Annotated in this window: 13 protein-coding genes and 1 riboswitch; of the genes, 10 read left to right on the plus strand and 3 right to left on the minus strand. The window is 61.0% G+C overall.

The annotated features are described in order from the left end of the window. Positions 1-55 precede the first annotated feature (55 nt). From FHX05_RS23555 to FHX05_RS23600, 10 genes are all read left to right on the plus strand, one after another. Positions 56-898: a MoxR family ATPase gene (locus tag FHX05_RS23555; RefSeq protein ID WP_183712673.1), complete on the plus strand. Its 843-nt coding sequence runs from the start codon at positions 56-58 to the stop codon at positions 896-898. Further along, positions 898-1,320, plus strand: coding sequence for an NUDIX domain-containing protein (locus FHX05_RS23560; RefSeq protein WP_183874850.1), 423 nt, complete (start codon positions 898-900; stop codon positions 1,318-1,320). Before FHX05_RS23555 ends, FHX05_RS23560 begins: the two co-directional genes overlap by 1 nt. Before the next feature lie 80 nt (positions 1,321-1,400). Then, positions 1,401-1,478, plus strand: a riboswitch (SAM riboswitch). Positions 1,479-1,523: 45 nt separating this feature from the next. After that, positions 1,524-2,450 (plus strand): homoserine O-succinyltransferase, encoded by a 927-nt coding sequence (metA, locus tag FHX05_RS23565; protein WP_183874852.1) that lies wholly within the window; start codon positions 1,524-1,526, stop codon positions 2,448-2,450. A 3-nt stretch (positions 2,451-2,453) separates the two neighbouring features. Next, entirely contained in the window at positions 2,454-3,647 is a 1,194-nt protein-coding gene (locus FHX05_RS23570; RefSeq protein ID WP_183874854.1) for a VWA domain-containing protein, read from the plus strand. A 110-nt stretch (positions 3,648-3,757) separates the two neighbouring features. Beyond that, complete coding sequence (locus FHX05_RS23575) at positions 3,758-4,249, plus strand: hypothetical protein (protein WP_183874856.1); 492 nt, start codon at positions 3,758-3,760, stop codon at positions 4,247-4,249. A 133-nt stretch (positions 4,250-4,382) separates the two neighbouring features. Beyond that, positions 4,383-5,408, plus strand: a complete 1,026-nt coding sequence (locus FHX05_RS23580) for an aldose epimerase family protein (protein WP_183874858.1) — start codon at positions 4,383-4,385, stop codon at positions 5,406-5,408. A 124-nt stretch (positions 5,409-5,532) separates the two neighbouring features. After that, complete coding sequence (locus FHX05_RS23585; protein WP_112414046.1) at positions 5,533-6,306, plus strand: GntR family transcriptional regulator; 774 nt, start codon at positions 5,533-5,535, stop codon at positions 6,304-6,306. Next, positions 6,303-7,334 carry an SIS domain-containing protein gene (locus FHX05_RS23590; protein ID WP_112410969.1) on the plus strand — a complete coding sequence of 344 codons (1,032 nt, stop codon included), beginning with the start codon at positions 6,303-6,305 and terminating at the stop codon, positions 7,332-7,334. Before FHX05_RS23585 ends, FHX05_RS23590 begins: the two co-directional genes overlap by 4 nt. After that, positions 7,334-8,491 (plus strand): N-acetylglucosamine-6-phosphate deacetylase, encoded by a 1,158-nt coding sequence (gene nagA, locus FHX05_RS23595; RefSeq protein ID WP_183874860.1) that lies wholly within the window; start codon positions 7,334-7,336, stop codon positions 8,489-8,491. Before FHX05_RS23590 ends, nagA begins: the two co-directional genes overlap by 1 nt. A 23-nt stretch (positions 8,492-8,514) precedes the next feature. After that, complete coding sequence (locus FHX05_RS23600; RefSeq protein WP_112410979.1) at positions 8,515-9,243, plus strand: SIS domain-containing protein; 729 nt, start codon at positions 8,515-8,517, stop codon at positions 9,241-9,243. Positions 9,244-9,355: 112 nt separating this feature from the next. Here the strand turns inward: FHX05_RS23600 and FHX05_RS23605 are convergent, their stop codons facing one another. From FHX05_RS23605 to FHX05_RS23615, 3 genes are all read right to left on the minus strand, one after another. Then, entirely contained in the window at positions 9,356-12,532 is a 3,177-nt protein-coding gene (locus tag FHX05_RS23605; protein ID WP_112606758.1) for a multidrug efflux RND transporter permease subunit, read from the minus strand. After that, entirely contained in the window at positions 12,529-13,710 is a 1,182-nt protein-coding gene (locus FHX05_RS23610; RefSeq protein WP_183874862.1) for an efflux RND transporter periplasmic adaptor subunit, read from the minus strand. Before FHX05_RS23610 ends, FHX05_RS23605 begins: the two co-directional genes overlap by 4 nt. A 314-nt stretch (positions 13,711-14,024) precedes the next feature. Further along, positions 14,025-15,854 carry an ABC-F family ATP-binding cassette domain-containing protein gene (locus FHX05_RS23615; protein WP_183874864.1) on the minus strand — a complete coding sequence of 610 codons (1,830 nt, stop codon included), beginning with the start codon at positions 15,852-15,854 and terminating at the stop codon, positions 14,025-14,027. Positions 15,855-15,856: the final 2 nt, after the last annotated feature.

The following is a 15,856-nucleotide window of genomic DNA, read 5'->3' on the forward strand; positions in this document are numbered from 1 at the left end:
AAACCGAATAAGACCAGCAATTAGCTTGCGCTTGAAAAATTGAGAAAGCCTTCCGATGCAATTTCAGGGAACTGCCGACTATATCGCCGACAAGGATCTGATGGTCGCCGTCAATGCCGCCATAAGGCTGGAGCGTCCGCTTCTCGTAAAGGGCGAACCCGGTACGGGCAAGACCGAACTCGCACGCCAGGTGGCCACCGCGCTCGGCCTTGACCTGATCGAGTGGAATGTCAAATCGACGACGAAGGCCCAGCAGGGTCTCTACGAATATGATGCGGTTTCGCGCCTGCGCGACAGCCAGCTCGGCGACATCAGAGTTCATGATGTCAGCAACTACATCCGTCGGGGCAAGCTTTGGCAGGCATTCACCTCGCCGCAGAAATGCGTGCTGCTGATCGACGAGATCGACAAGGCCGATATCGAATTCCCGAACGATCTCCTGCAGGAACTCGACCGCATGGAATTCCATGTCTACGAGACCGGCGAGACGATCCGGGCCGCGATCCGCCCGATCGTCATCATCACCTCGAACAACGAGAAGGAGCTGCCGGACGCCTTCCTGCGCCGCTGTTTCTTTCATTATATTCGCTTCCCCGACATGCAGACGCTGACGCGCATCGTCGAGGTGCACTATCCCGGCATCAAGCAGACGCTCGTCCATGCGGCACTGACGCAATTCTTCGAAATCCGCGACGTGCCGGGCCTGAAGAAGAAGCCCTCGACCTCGGAAGCGCTCGACTGGATCCGCCTGCTGGTCGCAGACGATATCGATCCGGAAACGCTGCGCGCCGATGCGAAGAACGTATTGCCGAAACTCCATGGCGCGCTTCTGAAGAACGAGCAGGACGTGCACCTCTTCGAGCGGCTGGCCTTCATGGCACGTGGGCAGGGTAGATAATGCAACCCGATGCCGTAAAGGTTTTGATCTATGCTGTTCGGAATCGGCATCTGCTGGTATTCGATGAGCCAGACTTCCCCGCCGTCCAGCTCCAAGTTCCTGGTGGCACTGTCGAATCCGGTGAGGACATTGTAGCGGCCGCAGCGCGCGAATTCGAGGAGGAGACCGGTTTTGCGCCGCGCGAACTCTATTCCCTGGGCGTCCACGACTACCGTTTCGAAAAGAACGGCCGCGATTACTATCACCAACGGCACTATTTCCGCTGCGGTATCTCCGAGCGAGCGCCTGCCACTTGGCTCCACCACGAAATGACGCCTTTCGACGGTGGCGACCCGATCGGCTTCCGCTTCTTCTGGCTACCGATCGAGGCTGCCAGGCATCGCCTCGGTTATGGCATGGAAGCTCTCATTGAACATCTGTAGGCCACATCGCGCCTCCGAGCTCAGTCCCGGACTTTCCCCGACGCTCGCCCCATTGACCCGCGGAGATGTCGGGTTTATGAGATTTCCCTTGTGGTGATTTGGCCGGCCGGCTTGCAGCCACGTTAAATAAGTCGCTAAAGGGCCGCGTGCGGACCGGTAGCGATTCATCGCGGCCGGTTTTTTTGTATTTGGCGAGTGAAAAGATGCCCATCAAGATTCCCGATACGCTCCCCGCGTTTGAAACCCTCCAGAACGAGGGTGTGCGGGTGATGACCGAAACGGTGGCGTTCCGTCAGGATATCCGCCCCCTTCAGATCGGGCTTCTCAACCTCATGCCGAACAAGATCAAGACCGAGATCCAGATGGCGCGCCTGGTCGGCGCATCGCCGCTGCAGGTGGAGTTTTCCCTGGTGCGCGTTGGCGGCCACAGGGCCAAGAACACCTCGCAGGAGCATCTGCTTGCTTTCTACGAGACGTGGGAGGAAGTGAAGCATCGTAAGTTCGACGGCTTCATCATAACCGGCGCGCCGATCGAGCTGCTCGAATATGAGGACGTCACCTACTGGAACGAGATGCAGGAGATCTTGGATTGGACGACGACCAACGTCCATTCGACGATGAACGTCTGCTGGGGTGCGATGGCAGCGATCTACCATTTCCACAAAGTGCCGAAATATACGCTGACGGAGAAGGCCTTCGGCATCTACCGCCATCAGAACCTGAAGCCCTCCTCGGTCTATCTCAACGGCTTTTCCGACGATTTCGCCATTCCGGTCTCGCGCTGGACCGAAGTGCGCCGCGCTGACATCGAAAAAGTGCCTGGTCTGGAAATACTGATGGACTCGAGCGAGATGGGCGTCTGCCTCGTGCATGAACGGACTTGCAACCGGCTCTACATGTTCAATCACGTGGAGTATGATTCCACATCGCTGGCGGATGAGTATTTCCGGGATGTGAATGCCGGCGTGCCGATCAAGATGCCGCACAACTATTTCCCGCATAACGACCCGGAAATCCCGCCGCAGAACCGGTGGCGCAGCCATGCACACCTGTTCTTCGGCAACTGGATCAACGAGATCTATCAGACCACGCCATATGATCTGGAGGAGATCGGCCAGGAAAGGATTTGAGGCTTGTTCATTCCCTTCTTCCTGAAGCTCAAGGAAGCGAAGGTTCCGGTGACGCTCCGGGAATTCCTGTCGCTGCTTGAAGGAATGGAGGATGGGATTGCCGATTACGACGTCGAGGCCTTCTACTATCTGGCCCGCGCGACGCTGATCAAGGACGAGCGCTTCATCGACCGTTTCGACCAGGTCTTCGCCGATTACTTTCGTGGCGTCGAGGCGATCGGCGGCAATGCCGATGGAGAAGCGGCGGAGCCAGCCATCCTTCCCGAGGAATGGCTGCGCAAGCTCGCCGAGCGGCATCTGACCGAAGAGGAAAGACGGCAGATCGAGGCGCTCGGTGGCTTCGACAAGCTAATGGAGACGCTGCGCGAGCGGCTGGCCGAGCAGAAGGGCCGGCATCAGGGCGGCTCGAAATGGGTCGGCACGGCGGGCACCTCGCCCTTCGGCGCCTATGGCTATAACCCCGAAGGCGTGCGCATCGGCCAGGAAACCTCGCGCCACCGCCGCGCGGTAAAAGTCTGGGATCGACGCGACTTCAGGAATCTCGACGATGGCGTGGAGCTTGGCACCCGCAACATCAAGGTAGCGCTGAAACGCCTGCGACGCTGGGTACGCGAAGGCGCCGCCGAAGAACTGGATCTTTCCGGCACCATCCGCTCCACCGCCGAACATGGCTATCTCGATGTCCAGACACGGCCGGAGCGCCGCAACGCCGTCAGGCTGCTGATGTTCTTCGATGTCGGCGGCTCGATGGACGACCATATCCGCGTCGTCGAGGAACTCTTCTCCGCCGCCCGCGCGGAGTTCCGCCACATGGAATATTTCTACTTTCACAACTGCCTCTACGAGGGCGTGTGGAAGGACAATCGCCGCCGGCGCGTCGACATCACGGCGACGACGGATCTCATCCGCACCTTCGGTCCCGACTACCGCGTCGTCTTCGTCGGCGACGCATCCATGAGTCCCTACGAGATCACTCAAGCCGGCGGCTCGGTGGAGCACTGGAACAAGGAGGCTGGGGAGGCCTGGCTCGCCCGAATGACCGGCCATTTCCGCAAATGCATCTGGATCAATCCGGTGCCGGAAAGCTATTGGAGCCATACGACCTCCATTTCCATGATCCGCTGCCTGATGAGCGACCGCATGTACCCTCTGACACTCGGCGGGCTGGAAAAGGCGACGCGGGAACTGTCGCGCTGAATGTTCAGCATTTGCCTGTCGCGGCGCCACCAAATAACCACAACCATTTGTAGAAAGAGAAGCGCAGCCGATACCGCCCCGAATCGCTGCGGAAACTGGTGGAGATGTGCGTGCGCTGCGCTGCAAAATTACTTCTCTTCATCGCAACCATTTTGTTCGTCTCGCAGCAGGCAAGATCCGAAGAATTGGGCTTCTCCGGCCAATGGGAACAGATCGACTCCAACGCCAGCGCCGGTGAAAAATGCCGCATGGGAATAATCAGGCAGGGCAGGTTTATGAGGATCAGCACCAGCAATGGCTGGAGCGCTACCGCGGAGACAAGCAGTTATGCAAACGCCAGCTACGCGGCAGGTATGGGACGCTGGAGCTCCTATGTGGAAAAATACAGTCAAAAGGCGTTCTATATCCTTCTCGCCGTTCGCGGCGACAGGTTGATGGTAATCATGAAGGCCGAAAAAGCGGACGGGTCGAACCAATTAATTCGAACGCTTTTCAGCAGACGGACAGCCAACTCTCTTCACGACAAGCTGGACGGATCAGGACGAAATCGACCGCCTGTCTTCTGCGCCTCACATTCACAGCATAACGTGTCAATCTACTAGCTATGGGCAAAGCCTAATCAGACCTTGCCCCCTTCCCACCCGCCCCTAAATTTCGCCATCGAACTGGTTGCGGAACGGCGCGAATGGAGGCAGGGTCTGACCGCGCATACTCAAAAGCAATGGATGAGCTGATATGACGGAAAGCACTTTGCGGCGGGAACATTTTGGGACGACGGCGGATGGGGAGACTGTCTATCGCGTCAAAATCGTCGGTGGCGGCCTGACCGCCCATATCATGTCCTGGGGGGCGGTCATCCAGGATCTGCGCCTTGACGGCCACGAGCCCTCGCTTCTGCTCGGCTTCGACAATTTCGCCGATTATCCCGCTCATTCCTCCTATTTCGGCGCCACGCCCGGCCGCTGCGCCAACCGCATCGGCGCCGGCCGCTTCACGCTCGACGGCAAGCAGTATCAGCTGGAGCTCAATGAAAAGGGCGTCACCCATCTGCACGGCGGCAAGGACAATATCGCCAAGCGCAACTGGACCATCGTCGAGCACGATACCGACCGCGTCGTCCTGAAGATTGTCGATCCCGATGGCCGCGCCGGCTATCCCGGCAACTGCACGATCCAGGCGACCTATCGCGTGCATGGCAATGGCGAACTGTCGGTCACCTATGAATCGACCACCGATCAGCCCACTCTCGCCAATGTCTGCCAGCACGCCTATTTCAACCTCGACGGCCGCGACGATGCGCTCGGTCACGACATCATGATCGCCGCCGATCACTACACACCGACGGACGACAAACAGATACCAACAGGGGAAATCCGCTCCGTCGAAGGCACTGCCTTCGATTTCCGCGAGATGTCGCCGATGAAGCGTTTCGAAGGAAGCGAGCAGGCGCTCTACGACCATAATTTCTGCCTCTCGACCGAGCGCACCGCCAAGCGGTCCGTCGTTCTCGCCCGCAGCGTCAATTCCGGCGTATCGCTTGAGGTCCGCACCACCGAGCCCGGCGTGCAGTTCTATACCGGTTTCAAGCTGGATGTCCCGGTTCCCGGCCATGACGGCCGCAAGATCGGGCCGTTTGCCGGTTTCTGCCTGGAAACGCAGGTCTGGCCGGACGCCATCAACCATGAAGGCTTCCCCAATGCCGTGCTCCGCCCGGGCGAGGTATTGCGGCAGGAAACGGATTACATCTTCACCAAGAACTAGAGCCGGGCGTGCCTTGCTCACTTGAAAATCGGCCGGGCGTCCAAAGCGCCCGGCCGATTCTTTTTTTGCACTGCGGACAGATTCACCTTGTGAATTGGTTCTAAATAGGTTCTATATGACGGCTATGGATAGAACCAGTTTGATCGCCGAACTGAACAATCGCGGCCTCAGCGACGGGGCTGGTAGCGGCCCGCTATACAAGCGCCTGGCACAAGCGCTGACGGGTCTGATCCAAGAGGGCCTACTGAAACCGGGCACGGCACTTCCGGGGGAGCGCGATCTCGCCAGCGCACTGGAAATCGGCCGCGTTACCGTGCGAACGGCCTATCGCGACCTGCTCACTTCAGGCGTCATCGAATCCCGCCACGGCAGCGGCACCTTCGTCTCGCAGCATGTGGAGCGCATCGAGCAGCCGCTCTGGCGGCTGTCCTCTTTTTCCGCAGACATGCGATCGCGCGGCCGCGAACCCGCAGCGCGCATCCTGTCCCGCACTGTTAGCGCGCCCGCGCCGGAGGAATCCTTCCTGCTCGGCCTCGGCCTTGATGAGCCCGTGTTGCGGCTCGATCGACTGCGTCTGGCGGATGGCCAGCCGCTCGCCATCGAGCGCGCCGTCGTTCCCATCAAGTTCCTGGGTGAGGAGGCCATATCCGAGGGATCGCTTTATGACGCTCTGGCCGCCAAAGGCTTCAAGCCCGTGCGCGCCCAGCAGAGGCTGACCGCCGTGACGCTCGACCCGACCTCCGCCTCGATCCTGACCGTGAAGGCCGGAGCGCCCGCGCTTCTGATCGAGCGTGTCTCCCGCCTCGCGGACCAGCGCGTTGTTGAATATACCCGCTCGCATTACCGCGGCGATGCCTATGATTTTGTTGCTGAATTGAGAATTGGAGATGACCTATGAGCGAGACCCAATCCCTGATGCTGACGGAAGCCGGCCAATCGCCCGAGGTGGTTGCGACGCTGCTTGAAAAAGAAAAGCCTGCTTTTGCCGAGATCGCGAAGCTCTTCTCGACCGGTCGCCCATCCCTGATAACGACTGCCGCGCGCGGCTCGTCCGACCACGCCGCCACCTTCTTCAAATATCTCTTCGAAATCTCCTGCGGTATCCCGGTCGCTTCCGTCGGCCCGTCGATCGCTTCTGTTTATGGCGCTCCGCTGCACCTGAAGGGCGGCATTCACTTCACGGTCTCCCAGTCCGGCGGCAGCCCCGATATCATCGCCATGCAGGCCGCCGCAAAGAAGGGTGGCGCAACGACGATCGCCGTCGTCAACGTCACCGACAGCCCGCTCGCCAAGGAAGCCGACATCGTGCTCGGCCTGAACGCCGGCAAGGAACAGAGCGTCGCCGCGACCAAATCCTTCATCGCCTCGGTTGCCGCTCTTGCCGGTGTCACGGCTGCAGTGTCGCAGGACAAGGCGCTGATCGATGGTCTTGCCAAGCTGCCGGAGGCGCTTGCCGCGACCTCGGGCATCGACGGCAGGGCGGCCGAAGATGTGCTCTTCGACGCCTCCTCGCTCTATACCGGCGGCCGCGGCCCGGCTTTCGCCATTGCACTCGAAGCGGCCTTGAAGGCCAAGGAAACCGCCGGCCTTCATGCCGAAGCCTTCTCGCTCGCCGAACTCATGCACGGGCCGATGCGCCTCGTACAGCCGGGCTTCCCGATCGTCGCCTTTTCGCCCGACGACGCAGCCTTCGCTAACAATGCCAAGGCGCTGGAACGGCTCCAGAAGCTCGGCGCCACCGCCGTCTCCTTCTCGACCGCGCCGCTTGCCGGCATCAACCTGCGCATGCCGACGACAGGCAACGGCCTGCTCGACCCGCTCGTGTCGCTGCTGTGCTACTATCGCCTCATCGAGTCGGTGACCCGCCGCAAGGGCTTCGACCCGGATAAGCCGGCTAATCTTCTCAAGGTAACGGAGACCATGTGATGGACTACAAGGTCTTTACCGGCGCCCGCGTCTTCGATGGCGACCGGTTTCACGAGGATAGCGCGTTGGTGATCGGCAATGGCCGCATCCATGCCATTACCGGCATCAACGATGTGCCCGATAATGCCGAAACCATTCAGCTGAAAGGCGGCGTTCTCTCTCCGGGCTTCATCGACGCGCAGGTCAACGGCGGCGGCGGCCGCATGCTGAATGACGAGCCCTCGCCGGCGTCCATGTACATGATCGCCGAAGGGCACCGCCCCTACGGCACGACATCGGTGCTGCCGACGCTGATAACGGATGTCGCAGCCGCAACGACGGCCGCGATCGAGGCGGCCATCGAAGCCGTAAAAGCCAATCGCGGCGTCGCCGGCCTGCATCTGGAAGGCCCGCATTTGGCGCCTGCCCGCAAGGGTGCGCATCTGGCCGAACTGATGCGTCCGGTCGAAGACAGCGACGTCAAGACTTTCATCCGCGCCCGCGAGGCGATCGGCACGCTGCTGGTCACCATGGCGGCCGAGCAGGTGACGGAGCGGCAGGTGCAGGCGCTCGCCGAAGGCGGCGTCATCGTCAGCATCGGCCATAGCGATTGCACGGCTGAAGCCGCCGATGCGCGCTTCGACGCCGGCGCCCGCGGCGTTACCCACCTTTTCAATGCCATGAGCCAGATGGGCCATCGCGCGCCCGGCCTCGTCGGTGCAGCGATCGACCATCCCACCCCCTGGTGTGGCATTATCGCAGATGGTCATCACGTCGAGCCGACGGCGCTTAGGGTTGCACTGCGCGCGAAACGCGGTGAGGGCCGTCTGTTCTTTGTCACCGATGCCATGTCGCTGGTCGGCACCGATCTTCCGAGTTTCACGCTGAACGGCCGCACGGTCTATCGCACCAAGGGCGGCTATTGCTCCAAGCTGACGCTCGATGACGGCACGCTGGCAGGCTCTGATGTCGATATGGCCTCGACCATTCGCTATGGCGTCAATATTCTCGAGCTGCCATTGGCTGAAGCCCTGCGCATGGCGACCTCCTACCCTGCCCGCTTCCTCCGGCTTGCCGATCGCGGCCATTTGGCGCCGGGAATGCGTGCCGATCTCGTTCACATAAACGACGGCATCGAAGTCACGGAAACATGGATCTCAGGTCAAGCTTCGGCCTGACTCAGCGTATGAGGAAGCTCGGCATGAGCGCAGTCACGGACAACTATTTCTCCGCTCTCATCGGTCGGTTAGAGACCCTGCGCGAAACGTTGGCCGAGCCCATGTCCCGGGCCTCGGCCGCCATTTGCGCGGCCGCGCGCGCCGACCGCCGCGTCTATGTCTTTGGCACCGGCCATTCGCATATGCTGGCCGAAGAGGTGCATTATCGCGCCGGCGGCCTCGCCTTCACCATTCCCGTGCTCGTGGGCTCCGCCATGCTGCATGAAGGCGCCGTCATCAGTTCGGTCTATGAACGCACCGAAGGCCTTATCCGCCCGGTCTTCGAGCGCTACGGCATGCAGCCGGGCGATGTGCTGATCATCGCCTCCAATTCCGGCGTCAACGCAGCACCGATCGAGGCGGCGGATTATGGCCGCGAGATCGGCGCAACGGTCATCGCCATCACGTCGCTCGCCTATTCGGCCGCCATCGCCAATGGACGTAGGAAGCTCGCCGATATCGCCGATATCGTGCTGGACAACGGCCTGCCGCCCGGTGACGCGATGATAGAGCTGTCGGGAACGGAGCTGAAGGTCGGGCCGGCCTCAACAGCCGTCGGCGCGACGGTGCTGAACGCCATCTTCGCCGATGTCGCCGCCGAACTCTGTAAAGATGGCAATCCACCCGTCTACCTCAGCGCCAACATGCCAGGCGCCAAGGAAACCAATCAGCGGCTGGTCAAGAAATATAGACCGCGCAATCCGCATCTATAATGCATTCAGCGAAAGAATATTGAACCGCTTTGCGTCTGGCATTGCCTGAAAGCAGCCAGATAGAGAGGCCGAGCGGTTCCCGTGAAACGCTCGGCCTCTCCTCTGCTAGATATCATTGTGCTGCGGCATCTGTGGCCGAGGGCTCCTGCGCGGCTTCCGCCTGCTTGCGCCGCCTGCGCAGGACGACATAGAAGACCGGCGTCAGGAACAGGCCGAACAGCGTCACGCCGAGCATGCCGGAGAAAACGGCCGTACCGAGCGACTGACGCATTTCCGCGCCAGGGCCTGTCGCAACCATCAGCGGCACGACGCCGAAGATGAAGGCGAAGGCCGTCATCAGGATCGGACGCAGACGTAGGTGGCTGGCCTCGATGGCCGCCTCGACGGCGCTCTTTCCCTCTGCCTGCGCCTGCCGGGCGAACTCGACGATCAGGATTGCGTTCTTGGCCGCAAGGCCGATCAGCACGATTAGCCCGATCTGCGTCAGGATATTGTTGTCCATTCCTCTCAGATGCACGCCGATCAGCGCCGCCAGCACCGCCAGCGGGACGATGAGGATGATCGCAAGCGGCAGGATCCAGCTTTCATACTGCGCCGACAGCGCCAGGAAGACGAAGATGACCGATAGGGCGAAGATATAGATCGCCGTATTGCCGGTATGCTTTTCCTGATAGGCGAGTTCCGTCCATTCGAAGGTCGTGCCCGAGGGTAAGAGGTTCTTGGCCAGCCCCTCCATGGTATCGAGTGCAGTACCCGTGGAAACCCCCGGTCCCGGATTGCCCTGCAGGGGAACCGAGACATACATGTTGTAGCGCTGGACGAGCGCCGGCCCGGTCGTATCGCGGATATCGACCAGCGTGCCGAGCGGCACCAGCGCGCCCGTCGCCGAGCGCACCTTCAGCGCCAGAATGTCCTCGCGATCCATGCGATATTGCTGATCGGCCTGCGCCCGCACCTGGTAGACGCGGCCGAAGGCGTTGAAGTCGTTGACATAGGATGTGCCGAGGTTGATCGACAGCGTCTCGAAGATATTCGGGATCGGCACGTTGAGTGCGCGCGCCTTATCACGGTCGATCGCCAGGAAATATTGCGGGCTGTTGGCGGAGAAGGTGGTGAAGACGCCGCTGACGCCCTTGTTCTGTGCGGCAGCGCCCATCATCTGATAGGCGAGCGGCAGGATGCGGCGCATGTCCGGATTTTCCCGGTCCATGATCTGCATCTTGAAGCCGCCGGAATTGCCGACGCCGCGGATCGAAGGCGGCGGAATGGCGATAATGAAGGCTTCCTGGATACCTTGCAGGCTGCCGAAGAGCTGGCCGATGATCTTGGTCGCCGAATCTCCGGTTTTCAACCGTTCCTCGAATGGCTTGAACGGCGTGAAGATGACACCCGAATTCGAGGCATTGGTGAAAGTCGCACCATTGAAGCCGGCGAAGGCGACGGCATTGGCGATACCGGGCGTCTTGCTGATGATATCGGTCGCCTTCTGGATGACGGCATTGGTGCGCGCAAGCGACGCGCCGTCAGGCAGCTGCACGACGACAATGGCATAGCCCTGATCCATGGTTGGAACGAAGCCTTGCGGGACGATCCTGCCCATATACCAGGTTCCCGCGAGCAACCCTGCGAAGACGAGAAGTGCACAGGCAAGCGCCGCCCAGGTTGTGACAAGGTGTCGGATGATCCACGAATAGCCGCTGCTCATCCGCTCGAAGCCGCGGTTGAACCCATCACCCAGCCCACGGCCGAAGCGCGCGAAGATGTTGTTGGATTTCTTGTGGCTATGCGGCCGCAGCACAATCGCGGCGATCGCCGGCGAGAGCGTCAGCGAGTTCAGGCACGAAATCGCCGTCGCGACCGAAATCGTCACCGCGAACTGCCGGTAGAATTGGCCTGAGATGCCGGGGATAAAGGCTGTCGGCACGAAGACGGCGATCAGCACCAGCGAGATTGCCAGAACCGCCGTACCCACCTCGTTCATCGTCACATGCGACGCCTCTTTTGGCGTCATGCCGAGCGCGAGGTTTCGCTCGACATTCTCAACGACAACGATCGCGTCATCGACGACAATGCCGATGGCGAGCACCAGGCCGAACAGCGTCAGCATGTTCAGCGAGAAGCCGAAAGCCAGCAGGAACGCGAAGGTGCCGATCAGCGATACCGGTATGGCGACGATTGGAATGATCGCCGTCCGCCAGGACTGCAGGAAGACCAGCACGACGATGGCAACGAGGATAGCCGCCTCGAAGATCGTCTTGTAGACCTCGTGGATGGATTCGGCGATGAACTCCGTGGGGTTATAGATGATGCGATATTCGAGCCCCTGCGGGAAATCCTGCGCCAGGCTTTCCATCGTCTTTTGAATATCGGCGGCGGCATCGAGCGCGTTCGTGCCCGGGCGTGCGAAGACGCCGAGCGCCACCGCCGGGCTGCCGTTCAGATAGCTGTTGGTGACGTAGTCCTGCGCGCCGAGCTCGATGCGAGCGACATCCTGCAGCTGCACGAGACGACCGTTGCCCGTCGCCTTCACGATGACATAGCGGAATTGCCGCGCATCGGAAAAACGCCCCTGCGTGGTGACGGTATATTGGAAGGCGTTGGTGCCGGACACCGGTGGCCCGCCAATCGTACCGCCGGAAACCTGCACGTTCTGATCGCGAAGCGCCTGAACGATGTCGCCGGCGGTCATGCCGTAGGCGGCGAGCTTTTCTGGATCCAGCCAGATACGCAGCGAATATTGGCGCTCGCCGAAGAGCTGGACGTCGCCAACGCCATCGAGACGAACGAGAAGATCGCGGATGCGCGTACGGGCATAGTTGGAAATATAGAGCTGGTCGTAGCGATTGTTCGGCGAGAGGAGATGCACGACCATCATCAGGTCGGGCGAGCTCTTGACCGTCGTGATGCCGATGCGGCGGACATCATCGGGCAGTCGCGGTTCGGCAATGGCGACGCGGTTCTGCACCAGCACCTGTGCCTTGTCGAGATCGGTGCCGAGCTTGAAGGTGATCGTCAGCGCCATGGAGCCGTCAGCGCTGGAATAGGAGGACATATAGAGCATGTCCTCGACGCCGTTGATTTCCTGTTCGATCGGCGTCGCCACCGTATCGGCTATGGTCTGCGCGTCGGCACCCGGATAGGAGGTACGCACGACGATGGTCGGCGGCGCGACTTCGGGATATTGCGCCACCGGCAGCTGGAAATAGGCGATGCCGCCGACGATCAGCAGCACGATGGATAGGACCGATGCAAAGATCGGCCGGTCGACGAAGAAGTGGGAAAACCTCATTGGCTCGTCCCCTGCGCATCGGCCTGGGCCGGTGGCTCGTCATTCGTCGCCTGCTGCGGCAGCTCGATCAGCTGGGGCGTCACCTTGACGCCGGGCCGGATACGCATCAGCCCGTTGACGACAATGGTCTCGTCGCCGCTCATGCCGTCGCGGATGACGCGATAGCCATAGAGCTTCGGCCCGAGACGCACGGATTTCGGCGTGATGTTGCCGGCGGTATCGACAGTATAGACGACGCGCTGGTTCTGATCCGAACCGATGGCTTCATCCGGCACGAGGATCGCCTTGTAGCTGTTGGACCCCTGCACCTGAATACGTCCGAAAAGGCCGGGTTGCAGAACGAGATTGGGATTGGGAAAGCGGGCACGGACGCGGATCGTTCCGGTCTCGTTGTCGACACGGTTTTCCGCGAAATCGAGCTTGCCCTTGAAAGGCTTCTGCTTGGAATCGGCAATCGTCACGGTCACATCGAGACCACCACCGCCCTGCTGCAGGGCGCTGCCATTCTTGCGGGCCTCGTCAGCGTAGGAGAGCAGCCGGCGCTCATCGACATCGAAATAGAAATCGATGGGATCGAGCGACACGATGGTCGTCAGCACGGTCTGATCGGCCTGCACGAGATTGCCGACCGAGATCAGCCGCCGGTCGATACGGCCGCTGAGCGGCGCGGTAATCCTGGTGAAATCCATGTCCAGATTGGCGCGATCGACCGTCGCCTGCGCACCGCGCACATTCGCCTGCGCCGAAATGAGATCGCGGCGTCGATCATCGAGCGTCGAAGCCGACTGGCTGCCCGTCGTCGACAGGGATTCCGCCCGCTTATATTGCGCATCGGCAAGCGTCAGCGACGATTTTGCCACTTCCAGCGAGGCGGTCGCCTCGTTCAGAGTAGTGATGAAGGGCCGCTGGTCGATGACAAAAAGCAGATCTCCCTGCTTGACGATCGCGCCGTCCTGGAAATGCACCTCCTGCAGGTAACCGCCGACCCGCGAGCGCACGGAAACCTCATCGACCGCCTGGAAGCGCCCGATGAACTCGTCGCTATCGACGACATCGCGAACGACAGGTTTGGCGACCGTAACGGGCGGTGCCGGCGGCGCACCCTCCGCAAGCGCCTGGGCACTCGATAAAACGGCAATAACACAGCTCAACAAGACGGCACGCGGCAGCATCGGCATGAAGCACCCCTTGAAAAACCGCATGCGGCAGCAGGCGCCGTCATTACGGTACGCTCACGAAATTTGTCTGCAACTTTCCGCGAAGAACCTGTCGCCATCAGGCGCGGTGAAACCAGGTCGCTTCGCACTTCCCCAACATGCGCCACGGGCCGCGCCGGCCCGGGGGTATCAACCGGAGCGTGGTCCGGCAACATGCGTTTATGTATAAACGGTTTATCGGATTCGACAACAGGGAATGAACCGCCAGCGATCGAGCGCAACCGATTGTTTTTACTGGATAGTAAAGACGCGCATAGGATGAACCGATAGAAACATCAGCCCTCCAGCTCCTCGCGCAGCATTTCGAGCTCCAGCCATTCCTCTTCCATCTTGATCAGGCTTTCGCGCAGCTTTTCCATTTCCGCCGCAAGGCGGTTGAAGGTTGCGGGATCCTTGGAAAAGAGGTTCGGATCGGCCATTTTCTTTTCGCGCGCGGCAATCTCGGCTTCCGCCTTCGCCATTTCCTTCGGCAGGTTTTCGAGCGCAAATTTCTGCTTGTAGGAAAGCTTGCCCTTTCCCTTCGAGCTCTCGCCGGCCGGCGCTGCAGCTTCGGCCAATTTCGGCTTTTCGGCTGCTTTTTCCGCCCGCTTGCGCTCCTCGATTGCCCCCTTGCGCTGAGCGAGCATGTCGGAATAGCCGCCGGCATATTCGATCCAGCGCCCGTCGGGCTCTTCCGGATCGGCGGGCGCGATCGTCGAGGTCACGGTACGGTCGAGGAAATCGCGATCGTGGCTGACGAGGATGACCGTACCGGCAAAGCCGGAGACGATTTCCTGCAGCAGGTCGAGCGTCTCGATGTCGAGATCGTTCGTCGGTTCGTCGAGGATCAAAAGATTGGTCGGCCGCGACAGGATACGGGCCAGCATCAGCCGCGCGCGTTCGCCGCCGGAGAGGTTCCTGATCGGCGTGCGCGCCTGCTCCGGCTGGAACAGGAATTCCTTCATATAGCCGGTCACATGCCGCTGCTCACCATTGACGAGCAGGTTCTCGCCGCGACCGTCGGTCAGATAGTTGGCGAGCGTATCTTCCGGGTTCAGCTCCTCGCGCTTCTGGTCGAGGGTGGCGATTTCCAGATTGGTGCCGAGCTTTACAGTGCCGCTATCCGGCTCCAGCTGCCCGGTCAGCATTTTCAGAAGCGTCGTCTTGCCGGCGCCGTTCGGGCCGACGAGGCCGATGCAATCGCCGCGATGTACGCGGATCGAGAACGGCGCGACGATGACCCGCCCATTATAGGACTTGGTGATCTTGTCCGCCTCGATCACCAGCTTGCCGCTTTCCTGCGCATCGGAAGCAGCCGCCTGTACCGTGCCCAAAGCGCCTTTGTGACCGCGATAGCGCGAGCGCATATCCTGCAATTCGCCGAGGCGGCGCATGTTGCGCTTGCGCCGCGCCGTCACGCCGTAGCGCAGCCAGTGCTCTTCACGCTCGATCTGCTTGCCGAGCTTGTGCTGCTCCAGCTCTTCGGCCTCCAGTACCTGATCACGCCAGGCTTCGAAATAGCCAAAGCCCCTGTCCAGCCGCCGCGAGGTGCCGCGATCGAGCCAGACGGTCGCGGTCGACACCTTTTCGAGGAAACGCCGGTCGTGCGAGATCAGAACGAGCGCGCTGCGGCTCTTCTGCAGCTCGCCTTCCAGCCATTCGATGGTCGGCAAGTCCAAATGGTTCGTCGGCTCGTCGAGCAGCAGGATATCCGGTTCGGGCGCCAGAACGCGCGCCAGTGCCGCGCGGCGCGCTTCACCGCCGGAAAGGTTCTTCGGATCCTCCTCCCCGGTCAGGCCGAGATGGGAGAGCAGATAGGTGACGCGATAGGGATCATCGCCAGGCCCAAGACCGGCCTCGGCATAGGCCGCCACCGTCTTGTAACCGGCAAAATCGGGCGCCTGCTCGAGATAGCGCACGGTCGACGACGGATGACGGAATACCTCGCCCGATTGCGCTTCGACGAGACCGGCGGCGATCTTCAACAGCGTCGACTTGCCGGAACCATTGCGTCCGACAAGGCAGATCTTGTCGCCCGGCTCCACCTGCAGGCCGGCACCGGCGAGCAACGGCGCACCGCCGAAGCTCAGAAAGATGTCGTCGAGTTTCAAAATGGGAGGGGCCAAGA

Source organism: Rhizobium sp. BK491, from assembly GCF_014194925.1.
Taxonomy (GTDB): Bacteria; Pseudomonadota; Alphaproteobacteria; order Rhizobiales; family Rhizobiaceae; genus Rhizobium.